A 17,992-nucleotide genomic window follows, 5' to 3' on the forward strand; every position below is an offset into this window, starting at 1 on the left:
CCTCTTTACGAATTCGACGGATTGACGGTGGCGGGGCCCGCGTGGGCCGGCACGGCAGCGGCGTCGCTGCCGGCGAGCGCGTCGGCGAGATGGCGTTCCGCGAGGAGTTTCAGCGCGAGCGTGACGAGCGCGAGCAGCGCGAGCACCGACGCCACCGCGAACGCGGCCGCGAAGTTGTACTCGTTGTACAGGATCTCGACGTGCAGCGGCATCGTGTCGGTCACGCCGCGGATGTGGCCCGACACGACCGACACCGCGCCGAACTCGCCCATCGCGCGCGCATTGCACAGGATCACGCCGTACAGCAGCCCCCACTTCACGTTCGGCAGCGTCACGCGGCGGAAGATCTGCCAGCCCGATGCGCCGAGCACGCGCGCGGCCTCCTCCTCGTCGCTGCCCTGCGCCTGCATCAGCGGGATCAGCTCGCGCGCGACGAACGGGAACGTGACGAAGATCGTCGCGAGCACGATGCCCGGCACCGCGAAGATGATCTGCACGTCGTGCGCCTGCAGCCACGGCCCGAACCAGCCCTGCGCGCCGAACAGCAGCACGTAGATGAGGCCCGAGATCACCGGCGACACCGAGAACGGCAGGTCGATCAGCGTCGTCAGCAGCGCCTTGCCGCGAAACTCGAACTTCGCGATCGCCCACGACGCGCACACGCCGAACACGAGATTGAGCGGCACGGCGATCACCGCGACGGTCAGCGTCAGCTTGATCGCCGACCACGCGTCCGGATCGGCGAGCGACTCGACGTAGAAACCGACGCCCTTTCTCAGCGCCTCGAAGAACACCGCGGCGAGCGGCACGACGAGGAAGAAGCCGAGGAACGCGAGCGAGATGCCGGTGAGCAGCCAGCGCACCGCGCGCGGCTCGCTGACGGGGTCGGGCCGCTGCGCGGCGCGCGCACGCGCGTCGGAGGAAGACGGGGTTTTCAGCACGGCGCTGGCCTCCTGGCTCATTGCTGGCCTCCTGCGGCGGCGGTGACGGCGGCCGCCGGCGCGGGGCCGCTCGCGCCCTTGCTCGTGCGGCGCTGCAGATACCACTGCAGCGTGTTGATCAGCAGCAGCATCGCGAACGACACCACCAGCATCACGACCGCGAGCGCGGTCGCGCCCGCGTAGTCGTACTGCTCGAGCTTCGTGATGATCAGCAGCGACGTGATCTCGGACTTCATCGGCACGTTGCCCGCGATGAAGATCACCGAGCCGTATTCGCCGAGCGCGCGCGCGAACGCGAGCGCAAAGCCCGTCAGCAGCGCGGGCAGCACGGCCGGCAGCACGACGCGGCGGAACGTCAGCCAGCGCGACGCGCCGAGGCACGCGGCCGCCTCTTCCTGCTCGCGCTCGAAATCCTCGAGCACGGGCTGCACGGTGCGCACGACGAACGGCAGGCCGATGAAGGTCAGCGCGACCAGCACGCCGACCGGCGTGAACGCGATCTTGATGCCGAACGGCGCGAGGTACTGGCCGATCCAGCCGTTGGTCGCGTAGACGGCCGCGAGCGAGATGCCGGCGACCGACGTCGGCAGCGCGAACGGCAGGTCGACGATCGCGTCGACCACGCGCTTGAACGGGAACGTGTAGCGCACGAGCACCCACGCGACGAGGAAGCCGAACACGGCGTTGATCAGCGCGCCGCCGAGCGCGGCCGTGAACGTCAGCCGGTACGACGCGAGCACGCGCGGCGACGCGACGGCCGCGATGAACTGGTCCCACGAGAGCGTCGCGGTCTTCAGGAACGTGGCGGCAAGCGGGATCAGCACCACGAGGCTCAAATAGGCCACCGTGATGCCGAGCGTCACGCCGAAACCGGGCAGCGCGCTCGGCTTGCGAAAGGTGTACGTCGTCATCGGATGCTCTTGCTGGGTCGAATCACATGGGCCCGACGCGAACGCCGGCGCGGTGCATCGCGCCGGCGGCCCGCCGAGGGTGCGGCGCCTGCCGTGGCGCGCCGCTGTCGTTATGTCGTTACTGCGGCTTGTAGATCGAATCGAACACGCCGCCGTCGGCGAAATGCGTCTTCTGCGCATTTGTCCAGCCGCCGAACGTGTCGTCGACCGTGTACAGCTTCAGCTTCGGGAACTGCTTCGTCAGCTCCGCCGGCACGCTCTTCGAGCGCGGCCGGTAGTAGTTGCGCGCCGCGATCTCCTGGCCCTGCGGGCTGTACAGGTAGTTCAGGTACGCCTCGGCCAGCTTGCGCGTGCCCTTCTTGTCGACCACCTTGTCGACGATCGCGACCGGCGGCTCGGCGAGAATGCTCACCGACGGCACGACGATCTCGAACTTGTCGGTGCCGAACTCCTTGATCGACAGGAACGCCTCGTTCTCCCACGCGATCAGCACGTCGCCGATGCCGCGCTGCACGAAGCTCGTCGTCGCGCCTCGCGCGCCGGAATCGAGCACGCCCGCGTTCTTGTAGAGCTTCGTGACGAAGTCCTTCGCGCTCTGCTCGTTGCCGCCCGGCTTGTGCACCGCGTACGCCCATGCGGCGAGGTAGTTCCAGCGCGCGCCGCCCGAGGTCTTCGGGTTCGGCGTGACGATCGACACGCCCGGCTTGGTCAGGTCGTCCCAGTCCTTGATGCCCTTCGGGTTGCCCTTGCGCACCAGGAACACGATCGTCGACGTGTACGGCGACGCGTTGTCCGGCAGGCGCTTCTGCCAATCCTTGTTGACGAGCCCCTTGTTCGCGATCGCGTCGATGTCGTAGGCGAGCGCGAGCGTCACGACGTCCGCCTGCAGCCCGTCGAGCACCGAGCGCGCCTGCGCGCCCGAGCCGCCGTGCGACTGCTTGAAGTTGACGGCCTCGCCCGTCTTCGCCTTCCACTCCTTGCCGAACGCCTGGTTGAAGTCCTGATACAGCTCGCGCGTCGGGTCGTACGACACGTTCAGGAAGGTCGTATCCGCGTGTGCGTGCGCGATGACGCCCAGTGCCGCGGCCGCGCCGAGCGCGAAGGTTGCGATCAAGCGGCGCGCCCCGCTCGCCAGTCCCGTATTGCGCTTCACCATCCGTGCTTCTCCCGTGTTGTCGGTCATGTTGTCGGTGTTTCGATATGCGGGCCAGTCTATCGAACGGGTTACATGATTAAAAATAATCGTTCCTTATTTTTTAATATCGAAAAGTGCTAACGCAGTCGGAACAGACGGTTGCAGCGGATGGACCGGCGCCATGGCGTCGCCAGATCGCGACGGAACCGGCGCGATCGCGACGAACTTCAAGTAACGCTTGAAATTCGCGAAGTACTGTATAAAAATACAGCTCACTGTCTATCCATACAGTTGAGCCATGACCAAACTCACCGCCCGCCAGCAGCAAGTATTCGACTTGATCCGCCGCGCGATCGAGCGCTCCGGCTTCCCGCCCACCCGTGCCGAGATCGCGGCCGAACTGGGCTTCAGCTCGCCGAATGCGGCCGAGGAGCACCTGCGTGCGCTGGCGCGCAAGGGCGTGATCGAGCTGGCGGCCGGCGCCTCGCGCGGCATCCGCCTGCTTGGCGTCGACGACGTCCCGCACCAGTTCACGCTGCCGCACGCGGCGCTGATGCAGCTGTCGCTGCCGCTCGTCGGCCGCGTCGCGGCAGGCAGCCCGATCCTTGCGCAGGAGCACATCTCGCAGCATTTCGCGTGCGATCCGGCGCTGTTCTCCAGCAAGCCCGACTACCTGCTGAAGGTCCGCGGCCTGTCGATGCGCGATGCCGGCATCCTCGACGGCGACCTGCTCGCGGTGCAGAAGCGCACGGAAGCGAAGGACGGCCAGATCATCGTTGCGCGTCTCGGCGACGACGTCACGGTCAAGCGCCTGAAGCGCCGCCCCGGCGGCCTCGAGCTGATCGCGGAGAACCCGGATTACGAAAACATCTTCGTCAAGGCCGGCAGCGCGGAATTCGCGCTGGAAGGCATCGCCGTCGGGCTGATCCGCTCGGGCGAATTCTGACAATCCGTCTCGCTCAGGAGAACATCATGGAACGCCTCGCCCGTCTGCTGCCTTTCCGTCAATTCGGCCGTCTGCGTCATCTGCGCGGCCGCACGCCCTGCGCACCGCTGACCACCGCGGCGCCCACCGGCCAAGAAGAAGCAGTCGAACGGCAGGCGTCGCTGCTGCCGTCGGCGCTGCCCGCATTCGCGCGGGTGTCGCTGAACGCCGGCCTGAATCATGCGGAGCCCGCGCGCCGCGCGCCGGTGCGGGTCTATCACGGCCGCTCGCGCCTGATCATGGTCGGGACGATCGACGCGGTGTGCCGGATGATCGATCGCTGCATCGCCGAGGAACATTCGGCCGCGCAAGGCAGTCTCTGATTGCGGACCCTTCCCGCACCGGAGACACCGTGAACCACGCGCCGGGCCGCACCAGGCGGCTCAAGCCGATGTTGATCGCCGCGCTGGCGGTTGCCGTCGTTGCGACGGTCGGCTACGCGTACGCATCGCCCTATGTCGCACTCGGCCGCCTGAAATCGGCGATCGATGCGCGCGATGCGCAGGCGATCAGCGCGTACGTCGATTTCCCGGCGCTGCGCATCAGCCTGAAGCAACAGCTCACCGGCGAGCTGATGCGCCGGATCGACGCCAGGCGGCAGGACAATCCGTTCGCGGCGATCGGCGCATTGATCGGTTCTGCATTGATTGGGCCGCTGGTCGATGCCTATGCAACCCCGGAAGGCGTCGCGGCCGTGATGAGCGGCTTGCCGCCGCGCGGCAATCCGGGCGAGCGGCCGCCCGAGTGGCCGGCGCAACCGTCAGGCAACACGCCCGGCAATGCGCCGGTGAATCCAGCAAGCGCCGTCGCTGGCGGCAGCCCACCGCCCGCCTTGCCATCCGCCACCGCTCAAGCCGGCACGCCCGGCCAGCGGCAAACCAGCGCCGGATATCGCAACATCGACGAGTTCGTCGTGACCTACCAGCGCGGCGCCGATGGCACGCGCTACGCCGCGATTCTGCGTCGCGTCGGGTTGTTTGCCTGGAAGTTGTCCGCGATCGATCTGAACGGCTGAATCGCCATCGCGCCGGCATTGCACCGGCGCCGCGCACGGCCGGCGCACGGCCTGAGCCGGCGCCCGTCCGACGCGCTTTCGATCCGTTTTACAGCTACTTCGCCGCTGCCGCTTCGCGTTCGCGGGCGATTTCGGCCTTCTGCTCCTCGGCCGACGAGCACGCCACGAGGATGCTGCAGGTCACGCGGTCGAGCAGCTGCGTGTTGCCTGACCCCATCCACCATCTGGACAGCCCGCTGCGGCACCGATGCCCGACCACGATCAGGTCGACCTTCAGCTGCGCCGCAAGATTCGCGATTTCGTCGATCGGGTAGCCGAACGCGAAATGGCCCTCCGCCTGCAGGCCGCGTTCGCGCAGCCAGTCCACGCCCTCCTGCAGGATCTCGCGCGCGGTTTCCTCGAAGCGGCCGCACGCGACGTCGGTCAGCAATCCCGCGCTTTGTGCAATGCTGGAACGCATGTCGACGACGGACAGCAGGTGCGTCTCGGCCTTCAGGTCCAGCGCGAGATTGGCGCCGCAACGCAATGCCTTGCGTCCCTCGAGCGAGCCGTCGTAACACAGCAGAATCTTGTTGTAGCTAGCCATGAAACCTCCCATTCGCGACAACGAACCCTACGCAATCATCATGGTGCGCCGCAATCCAGGACGCAAGGGATGGAAAACGCTGATTCGCCCTGTAGGGGCCATACGCGATGATGCGGTGCATGATCAGCGCACGCATGCACCGCATCACGCATGCATGCGCTGAAGCTGCGCCGGCAATGCACTAGAATGGCCCGTTCGTGTCACCCGCATGCGTGACGTCACGTGCAGGCGGTGCGCCGATATCGTACGCTCGACGCATGCCCGTGTGACATCCGTCCGGCGCATCCGTTCGCGCACCGGATACCGCGCGCACGGTCATGCCGCGCGCATGCCGTGCGCCGACTTCCAACGACAACTCGCCCATGTCCGTCGCACCGATCGATTTTCAGAACGTCGAAAAGCGCTATGGCGACAAGCTCGTCGTCAACGGCCTGTCGTTCCGCGTCCACGCCGGCGAATGCTACGGCCTGCTCGGGCCGAACGGCGCGGGCAAGACCACGACGCTGAAGATGCTGCTCGGCATCGCCTACCCCGACGCCGGCGCGATCTCGCTATGCGGCGAACCGGTTCCGTCGCGCGCGCGTCATGCGCGCCAGCGGGTCGGCGTCGTGCCGCAATTCGACAATCTCGATCCGGATTTCACGGTTCGCGAGAATTTGCTGGTGTTCAGCCGCTATTTCGGCGTGTCGGCGCACGACGCACGCGCGCTCGTGCCGTCGCTGCTCGCGTTCGCGAAGCTCGAGAACAAGGCGGACGCGAAGGTCAGCGAGCTGTCGGGCGGCATGAAGCGGCGGCTGACGCTCGCACGCGCGCTCGTCAACGATCCCGACGTGCTGGTGCTCGACGAACCGACCACCGGCCTCGACCCGCAGGCGCGGCACCTGATGTGGGAGCGGCTGCGCTCGCTGCTCGCACGCGGCAAGACGATCCTGATCACCACGCACTTCATGGAGGAAGCCGAGCGCCTGTGCGACCGCCTGTGCGTGATCGAGGAAGGCCGCAAGATCGCCGAAGGCGCGCCGCACGCGCTGATCGCGTCGGAAATCGGTTGCGACGTGATCGAGATCTACGGCCCCGACCCGGCCGCGCTGCGCGACGAGCTTGCCGCGTTCGCGCAACGCACCGAGATCAGCGGCGAAACGCTGTTCTGCTACGTGAGCGATCCCGACCCGCTCAATGCGCGGCTCAAGGGCCGCGCCGGATTGCGGTATCTGCATCGCCCCGCCAATCTGGAGGATGTGTTCCTGCGGCTGACCGGCCGCGACATGCAGGACTGACCGCCCATGGACGTACGCAACTACTCCGCTTCCGCCACGCCCGCGCCGCCGCGCGCATCGCGCTTCGCGATCGCGATGCCGTCGAATGCGACCAACTGGATCGCCGTGTGGCGGCGCAACTATCTGGTGTGGCGCAAGCTCGCGGCCGCGTCGATGTTCGGCAATCTTGCCGATCCGATGATCTACCTGTTCGGGCTCGGCTTCGGCCTGGGCCTGATGCTCGGCCACGTCGACGGCGTGTCGTACATCGCGTTCCTCGCGGCCGGCACGGTCGGGTCGAGCGTGATGATGTCGGCGAGCTTCGAATCGATGTATTCGGGCTTCTCGCGCATGCACGTGCAGCGCACCTGGGAAGCGATCATGCACACGCCGCTCGCGCTCGGCGACATCGTGCTCGGCGAGATCGTATGGGCGGCCAGCAAGGCGATGCTGTCGGGCGCCGCGATCATGATCGTCGCGGGCCTGCTCGGCTATGCGCACTTCCCGTCGATGCTCGCCGCGCTGCCGGTGATCGCGCTGGCGGGCCTCGCGTTCGCGAGCGCCGCGATGGTCGTCACCGCGCTCGCGCCGTCCTACGATTTCTTCATGTTTTATCAGACGCTCGTGCTGACGCCGATGCTGCTGCTGTCCGGCGTGTTCTTTCCGCTCACGCAGCTGCCGGAGATCGCGCAGCACGCCGCGCATGCGTTGCCGCTCGCGCACGCGGTCGAACTGATCCGGCCCGCGATGCTGGGCCGGCCGGCGTCGCACGTCGGCATGCACGTCGCGGTGCTGGCGGCCTATGCAGTCGGCAGCTTCCTGCTGTCCGCCTGGCTGTTCCGGCGGCGCATGATGCGCTGAAGCCGGTGCGCGGGGCGCACGCCCGCTGCGTGCGCGCCTCGCCGGCCGGCGGCGTGCACGAAGCCGCTCGCACGGCTCCGCGCAGGCCGGCCGTTACTCGTCCTCGTCGCTCCACGGAATCTCGACGTCGGTCAGGAACGCGACCGTCGCGAGCGGGCCGCCCTCGTGACGGCCGAGCTTGCCGTCCGCGCGATGCCATTCGACCCGGAACTGGGTACCCGGATCGTCGGCCACCAGGTATACCGAGCGCAGTTCCTCCGGATCCGCCTCGTCGATCGGGCCGTCGAACGACACGAGCATCTTCTGCGGCCACAGGCCGTTGACCGGGTCGTAGATGCGATCGCCCTGCGGGATGTCGATGGTGGCGTCGACGCCGATCGTTGCGGATGCCTCGATGATCATCATGCCGAGCGCGGACAGCACCGCGGTCGCGCGCGCCGAATTGGCCTGGCGAATCGCAAGATCGCCGCGCGTCAGCGCCTTTTCGAGTCGAGGATGGATCTTGGGTTGGGTCATGCGATTTCCTGATTGCTTCTTGTAGATGGCGCCGCCCGCACGAAGCGGCGGCGCCGGATGAATATGAAGATTGCCCGCGCCGGCTCGCCCGAGCGCCGGTCGCGCACCGGCCCCGTCGCGCCGGCCGGCCCGCCGTCCGCTAGAACCCCAGCGCGATCGCCAGCAGCCCGCTGACGATGCCGAACGCGACGACGAGCACCGAGACCAGCGCCAGCATGTGCGGCCGGAACGAGCGCGCGAGCATCGCGAGCGACGGCACGCTGATCGGCGGCAGCGTCATCAGCAGCGCGGCGGCCGGGCCAACGCCCATGCCGAGCGACAGCATCGCCTGGATGATCGGCACCTCGCCCGCCGTCGGAATCACGAACAGCGTGCCGGCGATCGCGAACGCGACGATCCAGCCGAGATGGTTGCCGATGTCCGGGCCGATGTGGGGAAACAGCCATGCGCGCGCGGCGCCGAGCAGCAGCACGAGCACGAGGTATTCGGGCACGAGCCGCACGGTCATCCGCGCGAGGATCTTCATCCAGCGCACGAACGCGTTGCCGGCCGCCGCCTGCTCGGCGGCCAGCGCCGCCAGCCGGGCGTCGTCGACGCCGCCCTCGCCGGGGCGCGCGAGGCGGTTCAGCAGGTAGCCGATCCCGAACACCATCGCGATGCCGAGCACGAGCCGCAGCGCGCTCCAGTGCCAGCCGAGCACGAAGCCCATGAACACCAGCGCGGCCGGATTCAGCACCGTGTTGCCGAGCCAGAACGCCACCGCGCCGCCCGGCGAGGCCTGCCGCTCGCGCAGGCCGGCGACGACGGGCGCCGCGCAGCAGGTGCACATCATCCCCGGCAGCGACAGCAGGCCGCCCGCGGCGACGCTGCCGAAACCCGTCTTGCCGAGCACGCGCGCGACCCAGTGCGCGGGCAGCAGCGCCTGGACCGCCGAACCGAGCAGCAGGCCGAGCACCATCGCCTGCCAGATCGCCTTGCCGTACGCCCACGCGTAGTCGAGCGCAGCCTTCAGCGACGGCTCGGGCGGCGCCGACGACGCGCCCATCAGGATCGACTGGCCGATCGAATGATGCTCGGCGGCGACGAACGCCTTGTTGTAGTACGGAAACCATTTCACGTAAAACAGCCCCGCGACTGCGATCAACAGGAAGGTCATCCAGCCGAGCGCGGGGCTGGGTTGAGTGCGTGTGGTAGTCATTGTCTGGTCTGAATATTGGATGAAGATTGCATGGCGGCGACGGCCGTGGCCGGCAGGCCGGCCTGCGCGAGTTCGGCCAGCAGCGCGCTCGCCTGCTCGCGCGCGTCGGCCGCATTCGGCCGGAAATGGAACGTGAGCACGCGGCCCGGTTTGCCGAAATTCGCGCGGAACGTGCGCGCATACGCGGGATCGTAATGCCGGTCGATCAGTTCGCCAAACAATTCGGCGCGCGCGCCCGCATCGATCAACGCGCCCCAGCGGGCGACTTCGTCGCGGCTGTGCAGGCCGATCAGCCGTTCGAGCTGCGCCTTGAACGCGAGCGGCGCGTCGAACAGATGGCCGTAATCGTCGAGCAGGAACGCGATGCGCTCGTCGCGCGCCGCGTCGACCTGCACCCACGGCCCCGCGTGGAACGCCTCCAGCAGCGCGAGCGGCAGCTGCACGAGCCCGATCTTGCGGCTCTCGGATTCGACGAACACCGGCCGGGCCGGATCGAAACGCATGAGCGTCTCGACGAGCCCCGAGTCGAACGCCTTCTGCGACGGCTGCGGCACGCCCGGCAGCGCGCCGAGCAGCGAGCCGCGATGGCACGCGAGCGCCTCGAGATCGAGCGTCTGCGCGCCCGCGCCGTGCAGCGCCTGCAGCAGGCGCGTCTTGCCGCAACCGGTGTGGCCGACCAGCGCGATGTAGCGGAACCGGGTCGGCAGCGTGTCGAGCGTCGCGCAGACCGAGCGGCGGTACGTCTTGTAGCCGCCTTCGAGCTGGCGCGCCTGCCAGCCGATCAGGTTGAACCAGGTCGTCATCGAGCCCGAGCGCTTGCCGCCGCGCCAGCAGTAGATCAGCGGGCGCCAGTTGCGCGGCCGGTCGGCGAACGTCGTGTCGAGGTGGCGCGCGATGTTGCGCGCGACCATCGCCGCGCCGACGCGCGTCGCCTCGTAAGGCGACACCTGGCGATACATCGTCCCGACGAGCACGCGCTCTTCGTTGCTGAGCACGGGCGCGTTGAGCGCACCGGGGATGTGATCCTCGGCGAACTCGAGCGGCGTGCGCACGTCGATGATCTCGTCGAACTCGCCGGCGCGATCGAGGGTGACAATCAGGTTCTTCAATTTGGCGTCAAGGAGGCGACCCGGCTCGGCGAGCCGCAGGAGCGCAAACAGGTGGATCGGCGGATTATCTCACGCGGCGGCCGCGCGGGCGTTGCGCCGGGTGCGGCGCGGCCCACGGCGCGCTGATCGCATCGACCAGATGGTCGCGGAACGCGCGCACCGACGCCGGCAGGTCGCGCCCCGCCATCGTCTGCACCTGGATGCTGCGTTCACCGAGCTGCGGGTTCGTCAGCCGCACGACGACGAAGCCGTCCGCGTCGCAGCGGTCGCGCACCGATAGCCGGCCCACGAACATCACCGCGCCCGTATGCTGCGCGTAGCGGTACATCACCGCCGTGTTGTTGCTCGTCAGCTCGGGCTCGAGCAGCAGCCCGTCGAGCGCGCACGCAATGTCGATCAGCTGGCGCACGGTGGTGCCCGGCTCGGGCAGCACGTGCGGATAGCGCGCGACATCGGCGAGCGACACCGCGTCGTGCGCCGCCAGCGGGTGATCGCGCCGCACCAACGCGTAGATCGGCGCCCGCTCCGTGTGCTCGACCCGCACGCCCTTCTCCGGCGCGAGGCTGAAGGTCAGCGCGAGGTCCGCGTCGCCGTCGCGCACGCGCCGTGTCGCGTCGGCCGGCGACACGACCCATACCGAGAAGTCGACGCCCGGGTGCCGCGCCTTGAAGCTCGCGAGCGCGCCCGGCAGGAAATCGCGCGCGAAGCCTTCGGCGCACGCGATCTTCAGCAGGCTGCCGTGCAGCGCGTCGAGGCCGCCGATCTCTTTCATCACGTGCTCCGCCTCGAGCAGGCTGCGCTGCGCGAAGCTCAGCAGCCGCTCGCCGGCCTCGGACAGCGCCATCCCGCGCGGGCGCCGCTCGAACAGCGGCGCGCCGAGCTCGCTCTCGAGCTTCGCGATCTGGCGGCTGACCGCGGACACGGCGACGTGCAGCCGCGCGGACGCATCGCTGAGCGAGCCGGTGCGCGCCACTTCGACGAAATACCGCAGCGCGAGGCCATGCAGGAAAGCCGCCATCGTTCAGTCCCCCAAGGCCGCCGCCGGCCGCTCTGCTTTGCCTTTTCGGCAAGGAAAGATTCGAAATTCGATCATTGTGACAAAAAAAACGGCTTCCTAGAATCGATCGCACTTCGGGCTGCCTGCGCGCGGGCCCGCCGCCACACCACCTTGCCTGGGACCAGAGGAGACACGTCTTGAGCCGCACCGCCGCCATCCAGCACGCGCTGAACCAGTTCGAATCCGGCGCATTCTTCGCGACCCTGAGCCGCCGCGTCGCGCTGCGCACCGAGAGCCAGGAAAGCGGCAGCGCCGCCGCGCTGCGCGCGTACCTGACCGACGAGATCGCGCCCGAGGCCGCCCGCCTCGGCTTCGCCACCCGCATCGCCGACAACCCGGCCGACGGCGGCGCGCCGTTCCTGCTCGCGTCGCGGCACGAGGACGACGCGCTGCCGACCGTGCTGATCTACGGCCATGGCGACGTCGTGCGCGGCTACGACGCGCAATGGCGTGCGCCGCTGTCGCCGTGGACGCTGACCGCCGACGGCGAGCGCTGGTACGGCCGCGGCAGCGCCGACAACAAGGGCCAGCATTCGATCAATCTCGCCGCGCTGGCGAGCGTGCTCGCGGCGCGCGGCGGCCGGCTCGGCTTCAACGCGAAGCTGCTGATCGAGATGGGCGAGGAAACCGGCTCGCCGGGCCTCGACGCGCTGTGCCGCCGCGAACGCGATGCGCTCGCGGCCGACGTGCTGATCGCGTCCGACGGGCCGCGCATCGCCGCCGAGCGGCCGACCGTGTTCCTCGGCTCGCGCGGCGCGGTCAATTTCCGGCTGAGCCTGCGCGCACGCGACGGCGCGCACCATTCGGGCAACTGGGGCGGACTGCTGCGCAACCCGGCGATCGTGCTCGCGCATGCGCTCGCCAGTCTCGTCGACGCACGCGGCGCGATTCGCGTCGCGGGCCTGCGCCCGCCGGCGATTCCGGCCGCCGTGCGCGACGCGCTCGCCGATCTCGTGGTCGGCGGCAACCCCGGCGACCCGGCGCTCGACGCGGGCTGGGGCGAGCCCGGCCTCAGCGCCGCCGAGCGCGTGTTCGGCTGGAACACGCTCGAAGTCCTCACGCTCAAGGCCGGCAACCCCGAGCATCCGGTCAATGCGATTCCGCCCGTCGCGTTTGCGCACTGCCAGCTGCGTTTCGTCGTCGGCACCGACTGGCAGGCGCTGCATGCGCACCTGCGCGCGCATCTCGATGCGCACGGCTTTGCGGACGTCGAGATCGACGTCGAGCGCGGCGCGCCGGCCACGCGCCTGCCGCCCGACGATCCATGGGTGCGCTGGGCGGTCGCGTCGCTCGCGCGCACGACCGGCAAGCAGCCCGCGATCCTGCCGAACCTCGGCGGCACGCTGCCGAACGAAGTGTTCTCCGACACGCTCGGGCTGCCGACGCTGTGGGTGCCGCATTCGTATCCGGCCTGTGCGCAGCACGCGCCCGACGAACACCTGCTTGCCGGCGTCGTGCGCGAAGGCCTCCAGATGATGGCCGGCCTCTTCTGGGATCTCGGCGAGGCCGCGCCGCCCGTTCGCCGCCGCGCGCTCGACACGGCCGGCGCGCAGGGCTGACGCGGCCCCCGTCGAATCGTCACGCATCGCCAGTCGTCCAACCCACCACGGGACACGCTCGCACCATGAACACCACCACGCTGACCACGCACGAAGCCGCCCACCCCAGCGCCGCGAAGATGCGCCGCATCATCCTTGCCGCGTCGATCGGCAACGCGCTCGAATGGTTCGACCTGATCGTCTACGGCTTCTTCGCGGTGACGATCGCGAAGCTGTTCTTTCCCGCGACGAGCGAGGCGACGTCGCTGCTGCTCACGCTCGGCACGTTCGGGCTGTCGTACCTGATCCGGCCGATCGGCGGCTTCGTGCTCGGCGCGTACGCGGACCGCGCGGGCCGCAAGGCGTCGCTGCTGCTGTCGATCGCGATGATGATGGGCGGCACGCTGTTGATCGCGGCGATGCCGACCTACGCGTCGATCGGCATCCTCGCGCCGCTCGGGATCATGCTGTCGCGGCTGATGCAGGGCTTCTCCGCGGGCGGTGAATTCGCGAGCTCGACCGCGTTCCTCGTCGAACATGCGCCGAACCGCCGCGGCTTCATGTCGAGCTGGCAGTTTGCGAGCCAGGGCCTCGCGACGCTGCTCGCGTCGGGTTTCGGCGCGCTGCTGACGAGCACGCTGACGCCCGCGCAGCTCGAAAGCTGGGGCTGGCGCGTGCCGTTCCTGTTCGGGCTCGCGATCGGGCCGGTCGGGCTGTACATCCGCCGCTACGTCGACGAAGGCGTCGAATTCCACGCGCAGGCGCGCTCGGACGCGCCGGTGCGCGAGCTGTTCGCCGGCCAGAAAACGCGCCTGCTGCTGTCTATCGGCGTGCTCGTGATCTCGACCGCGGTGAACTACATGGTGCTGTACATGCCGACCTATGCGATCAAGCAGCTCGGCCTGCCCGCGTCGACCGGCTTCGCGGCGACGCTGGCCACCGGCTTCGTGCTGACGCTCGTCACGCCGCTCGTCGGCCACTGGTCCGATCGCGTCGGGCGGATCCGCGTGATGACGGCGGCGGCGCTGCTGATGCTCGTGTCGGTCTGGCCGACCTTCGCGGGGCTCACGCGTCACGCGTCGTTCGCGGCGATGCTCGCCGCGCTGGTCTGGATCGGCATGCTGAAGGCGCTGTACTGCGGCGCGCTGCCGGCGCTGATGTCGGAGCTGTTCCCGTCGCAAACGCGCGCAACCGGCCTCGCGGTGAGCTACAACACGGGCGTCACGCTGTTCGGCGGCTTCGCGCCGTTCGTCATCACCTGGCTGATCAGCGCGACCGGCAACCGGCTGTCGCCGGCGCTCTACCTGATGGGGTGCGCATTGCTGAGCCTCGCGGCGCTGTTCGTCGCGCGCACGCGGCTGCGCATGCGATGACGCTGCGCCCGCACGGCCCGCCGCGCGGGCCGTGCGGTGCACTTACGGCGCGGGGTTCGGCTGGCGCTCGTGCAGCGCGTCGATCTCGGCGAGGATCTCGTCGGACAGCGTCACGTCGACGCTGCCGATGTTTTCCTTCAACTGCTCGAGCGACGTCGCGCCGATGAGGTTGCTGGTCACGAACGGCCGGCTGTTGACGAAGGCGAGCGCGAGTTGCGCGGGCGACAGCCCGTGCCGTTTCGCGAGCGCGACGTAGCACGACGTCGCCTCGAGCGCCTGCGGCTTGCTGTAGCGCTGGAAGCGTTCGAACAGCGTGATGCGCGCGCCGGCCGGACGCGCGCCGTGCTCGTACTTGCCGGACAGCCAGCCGAACGCGAGCGGCGAATACGCGAGCAGGCCGATGCCGTCGCGGTGCGTGAACTCCGACAGGCCGTTCTCGAAGGTCCGGTTCAGCAGGCTGTACGGGTTCTGGATGCTGGCGATGCGCAGCAGGCCGAGCCGCTCGGCCGCGCGCAGAAACTGCGCGACGCCCCACGGCGTCTCGTTCGACACGCCGATCGCGCGCACCTTGCCGGCCTTCACGAACTCCGCGAGCACCGCGAGCGTTTCCTCGATCGGCACCGTGTATGCATCGTCGATCCACGGGTACGCGGGGCGCCCGAACGTCGTCGTGCTGCGGTCCGGCCAGTGGAGCTGGTAGAGGTCGACGTAATCCGTCCGCAGGCGCTTCAGGCTGCCGTCGAGCGCCTCGGTCAGGTTCTTGCGGTCGAACTGGTTGCCCTCGCCGCGAATGTGACGCGGGTTGTGCGGCTGACGGGCCGGGCCGGCGATCTTCGTCGCGAGCACGATCCGGTCGCGCTGCGCGCGGTGCTGCGCGAGCCAGGTGCCGACGTACTGCTCGGTGCGCCCCTGCGTCTCGGGCTTCGGCGGCACCGGATACATCTCCGCGGTGTCGATCAGCGTGACGCCCTGCGCAATCGCGTAGTCGAGCTGCTCGTGCGCGTCGCGCTCCGAGTTCTGCTCGCCCCAAGTCATCGTGCCAAGACCGATCAGGCTGACTTCGATGCCTGAATCGCCAAGTGTGCGGTATTCCATGCTGTCCCTGTCGCGTCGGTGGAGGAAAGCAGGAAAGCTATCACAATGAAACGTTCACTTCAGACAGGTGCCGCCCGAGCTTACAAGCGGCCTTCGATCCAGGCTCGCGAGCGTTACTGCGGCCGCTGGATGAAACAGGTCGCCGACGCGTGCGCGACGATCTTGTCGTCCGGCGTCTTCAGCGTGCCTTCGGCGACGCCGAGCGAGCGCGACAGATGGATCACGCGGCCTTCCGCGATCAGCTCGACGTCGCGCGGCACCGGCCGCAGCATCTTCACGTGCAGGTCGACCGTCCCGTAGCCGACGCCCGCGTCGAGCATCGAATGCACCGCGCAGCCGGTCACCGAATCGAGCACCGTCGCCGCGAACCCGCCGTGCACGCCGCCGAGCGGATTCAGGTGCCGGCCGTCCGCGCGCGCCGAGAACTTCACGTAGCCGAGCTCGACGTCGAGCGGCCGCATCGGCATGGTCTCGGAAATCGACGCGAGCGGCGCGTCGCCCGCCGCGGCGGCACGCAACAGTTCGAGACCGGACATCGAGAGCGGATTCATCGGGTTGTCTCCTGATTGATCGCGCGTCGCCGCGCTGGTAAGTTCCAAATTGGAACCGATTATTCACATCGGCAAACCGGCTGTCAACGCCGCGACCGCCCAACCCGACCGAGGGTCGGTTCTATAATCGAACCCGCTATTTCGCTGAACCGCCCACGGGACTCGACCATGAAATGGGATGACATCGGCTCGCTGAACTGTTCGGTCGCGCGCACGCTCGCCGTGCTCGGCGATCGCTGGACCATGCTGATCCTCCGCAACGCCTTTGTCGGCTGCCGCCGCTTCGACGCGTTCCAGGCGCAGCTCGGGCTGACCCGCCACGTGCTGGCCGAGCGTCTCGCGCGCCTCGTCGACGACGGCGTGTTCGTCAAGCGCGCGTACCAGGAACGTCCGCCGCGCTTCGAATACCTGCTGACCGAGAAAGGCCGCGACCTCTATCCCACGCTGCTCGCGCTGATGGCCTGGGGCGACCGCTGGAAGGACGACGGCAGCGGGCCGCCGCTGCAGTTGCGCCACCGTAACTGCGGCCACCTGATGCATGCGGTCGCGGTGTGCTCCGCGTGCGGCGAGCCGCTCGACCCGCGCGACGTGCAGCCCGAGGCCGGGCCGGGATGGGTTGCGCCGCCCGCGACGGAGGCGGCGGACGAATGAGGTGCCGCGCGGCGACAGCGGCAATGCCAAGTGCGCCGCGAACGGCGCGTTTCGACTTCGGCAACGCCTGGAAAAACCGCGCCTTGTTATCGCAATAATGAAATGCGGCGCGACGATGCAAGCGCCGCACGTGCGGCATCGCTCATGCCATCCGAGCCGATACAGACGTGACCGCATCGGCGCGTCTGCGTTACACTCACGGCCCGTTGTCTCGAAATCGTCCGTTGTCCACGATGTTGTCGCGAAATCGCCTCGCCGCCGTTTGCCTCGCCTCCTCCCTGCTCGTCACGCCATTCACGGCATTCGGCAAGACGCAAACCGAATCGCTGCTGCAACAGGCGATCGATTTCGTGTCGCGTCTGCTGCCGGCCCCGACGCACGAAGCGCCGGCCACCCAGGTCGTCGAATCGGCGTTCTCGCCTGACGCCGGCGCCGAGGCGCTCGTGCTGAAGGCGATCGGCGCCGCCCGCAGCTCGATCCGCGTCGCGGCCTATTCGTTCACGTCGCCCGCGGTCACGCGCGCGCTGCTCGCCGCGAAGCGGCGCGGCGTCAATATCGCGATCGTCGTCGACGACAAGGGCAACCGCGCGAAAAGCAGCCAGCAGGCGCTGAACCTGATGATCAACGCGGGTATCCCGACCCGCACGATCGACACCTACGCGATCCACCACGACAAGTACCTCGTGATCGACGCCGAACATGTCGAGACCGGATCGTTCAACTACAGCGCGTCGGCGGCGACGCGCAACTCCGAGAACGTGCTGGTGGTGTGGAACAACCCGCAACTGGCGACACGCTATCTCGCGCACTGGCAAAGCCGCTTCGATCAGGGCACGCCGTACCGCTCCGCGTACTGACGCCGCCGGCGCGCGGCACAGGTCGGGCGCCCCTGGCGAACGGTCAATGAAGCTCGCTCGTGCGGCCGGCAACGGCGCCGATCCTCGCCTGCTGCGTGCAGTTGCTCCGGTGCGCCTGCGCCTGGCTGGCCGAAAGATCCGCGGCGGCGGCGGTGAGCGACGCGGCGCGCAGGCAGGCTTCGTCGGCGGCCAGATAGTTCTGGACCATCGGATAGATGATGTAGAGCGCGAAAGCGAGATACCCAACGTACAGAAATCGACCCATGATGCCTTGTCTTGGACAGGTTGTTTCGCACTATTTACGGCACCGCGACGGGCGACTTTAGCAGTCCGCCGACGTGCCCCCGCCGCGTGGCA

20 protein-coding genes are annotated in these 17,992 nt (G+C 68.6%); 9 read left to right on the plus strand and 11 right to left on the minus strand.

The window, feature by feature from the left end:
* Positions 1–5: 5 nt before the first annotated feature.
* From cysW to ABFO07_RS10945, 3 genes are all read right to left on the minus strand, one after another.
* A complete protein-coding gene (gene cysW / locus ABFO07_RS10935; protein ID WP_060017238.1) occupies positions 6–962 on the minus strand; it encodes a sulfate ABC transporter permease subunit CysW in 957 nt (318 codons plus the stop codon).
* Positions 959–1,852: a sulfate ABC transporter permease subunit CysT gene (gene cysT / locus ABFO07_RS10940; protein ID WP_059560488.1), complete on the minus strand. Its 894-nt coding sequence runs from the start codon at positions 1,850–1,852 to the stop codon at positions 959–961. Before cysT ends, cysW begins: the two co-directional genes overlap by 4 nt.
* Positions 1,853–1,970: 118 nt before the next feature.
* Entirely contained in the window at positions 1,971–3,008 is a 1,038-nt protein-coding gene (locus ABFO07_RS10945; protein WP_059807249.1) for a sulfate ABC transporter substrate-binding protein, read from the minus strand.
* A 277-nt stretch (positions 3,009–3,285) separates the two neighbouring features.
* On the opposite strand from ABFO07_RS10945, the gene lexA reads away from it, so the two are divergent.
* From lexA to ABFO07_RS10965, 3 genes are read left to right on the plus strand one after another with little or no spacing between them, the layout of a single operon-like run.
* Positions 3,286–3,933: a transcriptional repressor LexA gene (gene lexA / locus ABFO07_RS10955; protein WP_026044732.1), complete on the plus strand. Its 648-nt coding sequence runs from the start codon at positions 3,286–3,288 to the stop codon at positions 3,931–3,933.
* A gap of 26 nt (positions 3,934–3,959) precedes the next feature.
* Entirely contained in the window at positions 3,960–4,295 is a 336-nt protein-coding gene (locus tag ABFO07_RS10960) for a hypothetical protein (protein WP_060017235.1), read from the plus strand.
* A 29-nt stretch (positions 4,296–4,324) separates the two neighbouring features.
* Entirely contained in the window at positions 4,325–4,987 is a 663-nt protein-coding gene (locus tag ABFO07_RS10965) for a DUF2939 domain-containing protein (protein ID WP_230975116.1), read from the plus strand.
* Between the two features lie 94 nt (positions 4,988–5,081).
* Here ABFO07_RS10965 and ABFO07_RS10970 read toward each other — a convergent pair whose 3' ends face one another.
* Positions 5,082–5,573, minus strand: coding sequence for a universal stress protein (locus ABFO07_RS10970; RefSeq protein WP_059560479.1), 492 nt, complete (start codon positions 5,571–5,573; stop codon positions 5,082–5,084).
* Between the two features lie 362 nt (positions 5,574–5,935).
* On the opposite strand from ABFO07_RS10970, the gene nodI reads away from it, so the two are divergent.
* Entirely contained in the window at positions 5,936–6,850 is a 915-nt protein-coding gene (nodI, locus tag ABFO07_RS10975) for a nodulation factor ABC transporter ATP-binding protein NodI (RefSeq protein WP_059560476.1), read from the plus strand.
* 6 nt (positions 6,851–6,856) lie between these two features.
* Complete coding sequence (locus ABFO07_RS10980) at positions 6,857–7,690, plus strand: ABC transporter permease (protein WP_059560473.1); 834 nt, start codon at positions 6,857–6,859, stop codon at positions 7,688–7,690.
* Between the two features lie 93 nt (positions 7,691–7,783).
* Here the strand turns inward: ABFO07_RS10980 and ABFO07_RS10985 are convergent, their stop codons facing one another.
* From ABFO07_RS10985 to ABFO07_RS11000, 4 genes are all read right to left on the minus strand, one after another.
* The gene (locus ABFO07_RS10985; protein ID WP_059560470.1) at positions 7,784–8,206 is read right to left on the minus strand and encodes a hypothetical protein; all 423 of its coding nucleotides are present in this window, start codon (positions 8,204–8,206) and stop codon (positions 7,784–7,786) included.
* 139 nt (positions 8,207–8,345) lie between these two features.
* Positions 8,346–9,404: a permease gene (locus tag ABFO07_RS10990; RefSeq protein WP_060272551.1), complete on the minus strand. Its 1,059-nt coding sequence runs from the start codon at positions 9,402–9,404 to the stop codon at positions 8,346–8,348.
* On the minus strand, positions 9,401–10,513 hold the full coding sequence (gene mnmH / locus ABFO07_RS10995; protein WP_059806980.1) for a tRNA 2-selenouridine(34) synthase MnmH: 1,113 nt from the start codon (positions 10,511–10,513) through the stop codon (positions 9,401–9,403). The genes ABFO07_RS10990 and mnmH overlap by 4 nt, the downstream gene beginning before the upstream one ends.
* A gap of 64 nt (positions 10,514–10,577) precedes the next feature.
* Positions 10,578–11,531, minus strand: a complete 954-nt coding sequence (locus ABFO07_RS11000) for a LysR family transcriptional regulator (protein WP_059560461.1) — start codon at positions 11,529–11,531, stop codon at positions 10,578–10,580.
* 176 nt (positions 11,532–11,707) lie between these two features.
* On the opposite strand from ABFO07_RS11000, the gene ABFO07_RS11005 reads away from it, so the two are divergent.
* Together ABFO07_RS11005 and ABFO07_RS11010 are read left to right on the plus strand one after the other, a co-directional pair.
* Positions 11,708–13,129 carry a M20 family metallopeptidase gene (locus ABFO07_RS11005; RefSeq protein ID WP_124489932.1) on the plus strand — a complete coding sequence of 474 codons (1,422 nt, stop codon included), beginning with the start codon at positions 11,708–11,710 and terminating at the stop codon, positions 13,127–13,129.
* 65 nt (positions 13,130–13,194) lie between these two features.
* Complete coding sequence (locus tag ABFO07_RS11010; protein ID WP_347467189.1) at positions 13,195–14,481, plus strand: MFS transporter; 1,287 nt, start codon at positions 13,195–13,197, stop codon at positions 14,479–14,481.
* Between the two features lie 42 nt (positions 14,482–14,523).
* Here ABFO07_RS11010 and ABFO07_RS11015 read toward each other — a convergent pair whose 3' ends face one another.
* Together ABFO07_RS11015 and ABFO07_RS11020 are read right to left on the minus strand one after the other, a co-directional pair.
* Positions 14,524–15,576, minus strand: a complete 1,053-nt coding sequence (locus tag ABFO07_RS11015; protein WP_347467191.1) for an NADP(H)-dependent aldo-keto reductase — start codon at positions 15,574–15,576, stop codon at positions 14,524–14,526.
* 113 nt (positions 15,577–15,689) lie between these two features.
* Entirely contained in the window at positions 15,690–16,127 is a 438-nt protein-coding gene (locus ABFO07_RS11020; RefSeq protein ID WP_059560450.1) for a PaaI family thioesterase, read from the minus strand.
* Positions 16,128–16,295: 168 nt separating this feature from the next.
* Here ABFO07_RS11020 and ABFO07_RS11025 point away from each other — a divergent pair, with 168 nt between their 5' ends.
* Entirely contained in the window at positions 16,296–16,778 is a 483-nt protein-coding gene (locus ABFO07_RS11025; protein WP_059886059.1) for a winged helix-turn-helix transcriptional regulator, read from the plus strand.
* A 233-nt stretch (positions 16,779–17,011) separates the two neighbouring features.
* Complete coding sequence (locus ABFO07_RS11030; protein ID WP_059560443.1) at positions 17,012–17,635, plus strand: phospholipase D family protein; 624 nt, start codon at positions 17,012–17,014, stop codon at positions 17,633–17,635.
* Between the two features lie 43 nt (positions 17,636–17,678).
* Here ABFO07_RS11030 and ABFO07_RS11035 read toward each other — a convergent pair whose 3' ends face one another.
* Complete coding sequence (locus tag ABFO07_RS11035; protein ID WP_059560440.1) at positions 17,679–17,900, minus strand: hypothetical protein; 222 nt, start codon at positions 17,898–17,900, stop codon at positions 17,679–17,681.
* Positions 17,901–17,992: the final 92 nt, after the last annotated feature.

Origin of the sequence: Burkholderia stagnalis, assembly GCF_039848545.1 — a bacterium.
GTDB classification, from domain to species: domain Bacteria; phylum Pseudomonadota; class Gammaproteobacteria; order Burkholderiales; family Burkholderiaceae; genus Burkholderia; species Burkholderia stagnalis.

Coding starts and splice junctions, on each gene's coding strand:
- ABFO07_RS11035 (WP_059560440.1), bottom strand. CDS start 17,900: ATGGGTCGATTTCTGTACGTTGGGTATCTCGCTTTCGCGCTCTACATC.
- cysT (WP_059560488.1), bottom strand. CDS start 1,852: ATGACGACGTACACCTTTCGCAAGCCGAGCGCGCTGCCCGGTTTCGGC.
- ABFO07_RS10960 (WP_060017235.1), top strand. CDS start 3,960: ATGGAACGCCTCGCCCGTCTGCTGCCTTTCCGTCAATTCGGCCGTCTG.
- cysW (WP_060017238.1), bottom strand. CDS start 962: ATGAGCCAGGAGGCCAGCGCCGTGCTGAAAACCCCGTCTTCCTCCGAC.
- ABFO07_RS11025 (WP_059886059.1), top strand. CDS start 16,296: ATGAAATGGGATGACATCGGCTCGCTGAACTGTTCGGTCGCGCGCACG.
- ABFO07_RS10970 (WP_059560479.1), bottom strand. CDS start 5,573: ATGGCTAGCTACAACAAGATTCTGCTGTGTTACGACGGCTCGCTCGAG.
- ABFO07_RS11000 (WP_059560461.1), bottom strand. CDS start 11,531: ATGGCGGCTTTCCTGCATGGCCTCGCGCTGCGGTATTTCGTCGAAGTG.
- ABFO07_RS11010 (WP_347467189.1), top strand. CDS start 13,195: ATGAACACCACCACGCTGACCACGCACGAAGCCGCCCACCCCAGCGCC.
- ABFO07_RS10945 (WP_059807249.1), bottom strand. CDS start 3,008: ATGGTGAAGCGCAATACGGGACTGGCGAGCGGGGCGCGCCGCTTGATC.
- ABFO07_RS11030 (WP_059560443.1), top strand. CDS start 17,012: ATGTTGTCGCGAAATCGCCTCGCCGCCGTTTGCCTCGCCTCCTCCCTG.
- nodI (WP_059560476.1), top strand. CDS start 5,936: ATGTCCGTCGCACCGATCGATTTTCAGAACGTCGAAAAGCGCTATGGC.
- lexA (WP_026044732.1), top strand. CDS start 3,286: ATGACCAAACTCACCGCCCGCCAGCAGCAAGTATTCGACTTGATCCGC.
- ABFO07_RS10990 (WP_060272551.1), bottom strand. CDS start 9,404: ATGACTACCACACGCACTCAACCCAGCCCCGCGCTCGGCTGGATGACC.
- ABFO07_RS10980 (WP_059560473.1), top strand. CDS start 6,857: ATGGACGTACGCAACTACTCCGCTTCCGCCACGCCCGCGCCGCCGCGC.
- ABFO07_RS11020 (WP_059560450.1), bottom strand. CDS start 16,127: ATGAATCCGCTCTCGATGTCCGGTCTCGAACTGTTGCGTGCCGCCGCG.
- ABFO07_RS10985 (WP_059560470.1), bottom strand. CDS start 8,206: ATGACCCAACCCAAGATCCATCCTCGACTCGAAAAGGCGCTGACGCGC.
- ABFO07_RS11015 (WP_347467191.1), bottom strand. CDS start 15,576: ATGGAATACCGCACACTTGGCGATTCAGGCATCGAAGTCAGCCTGATC.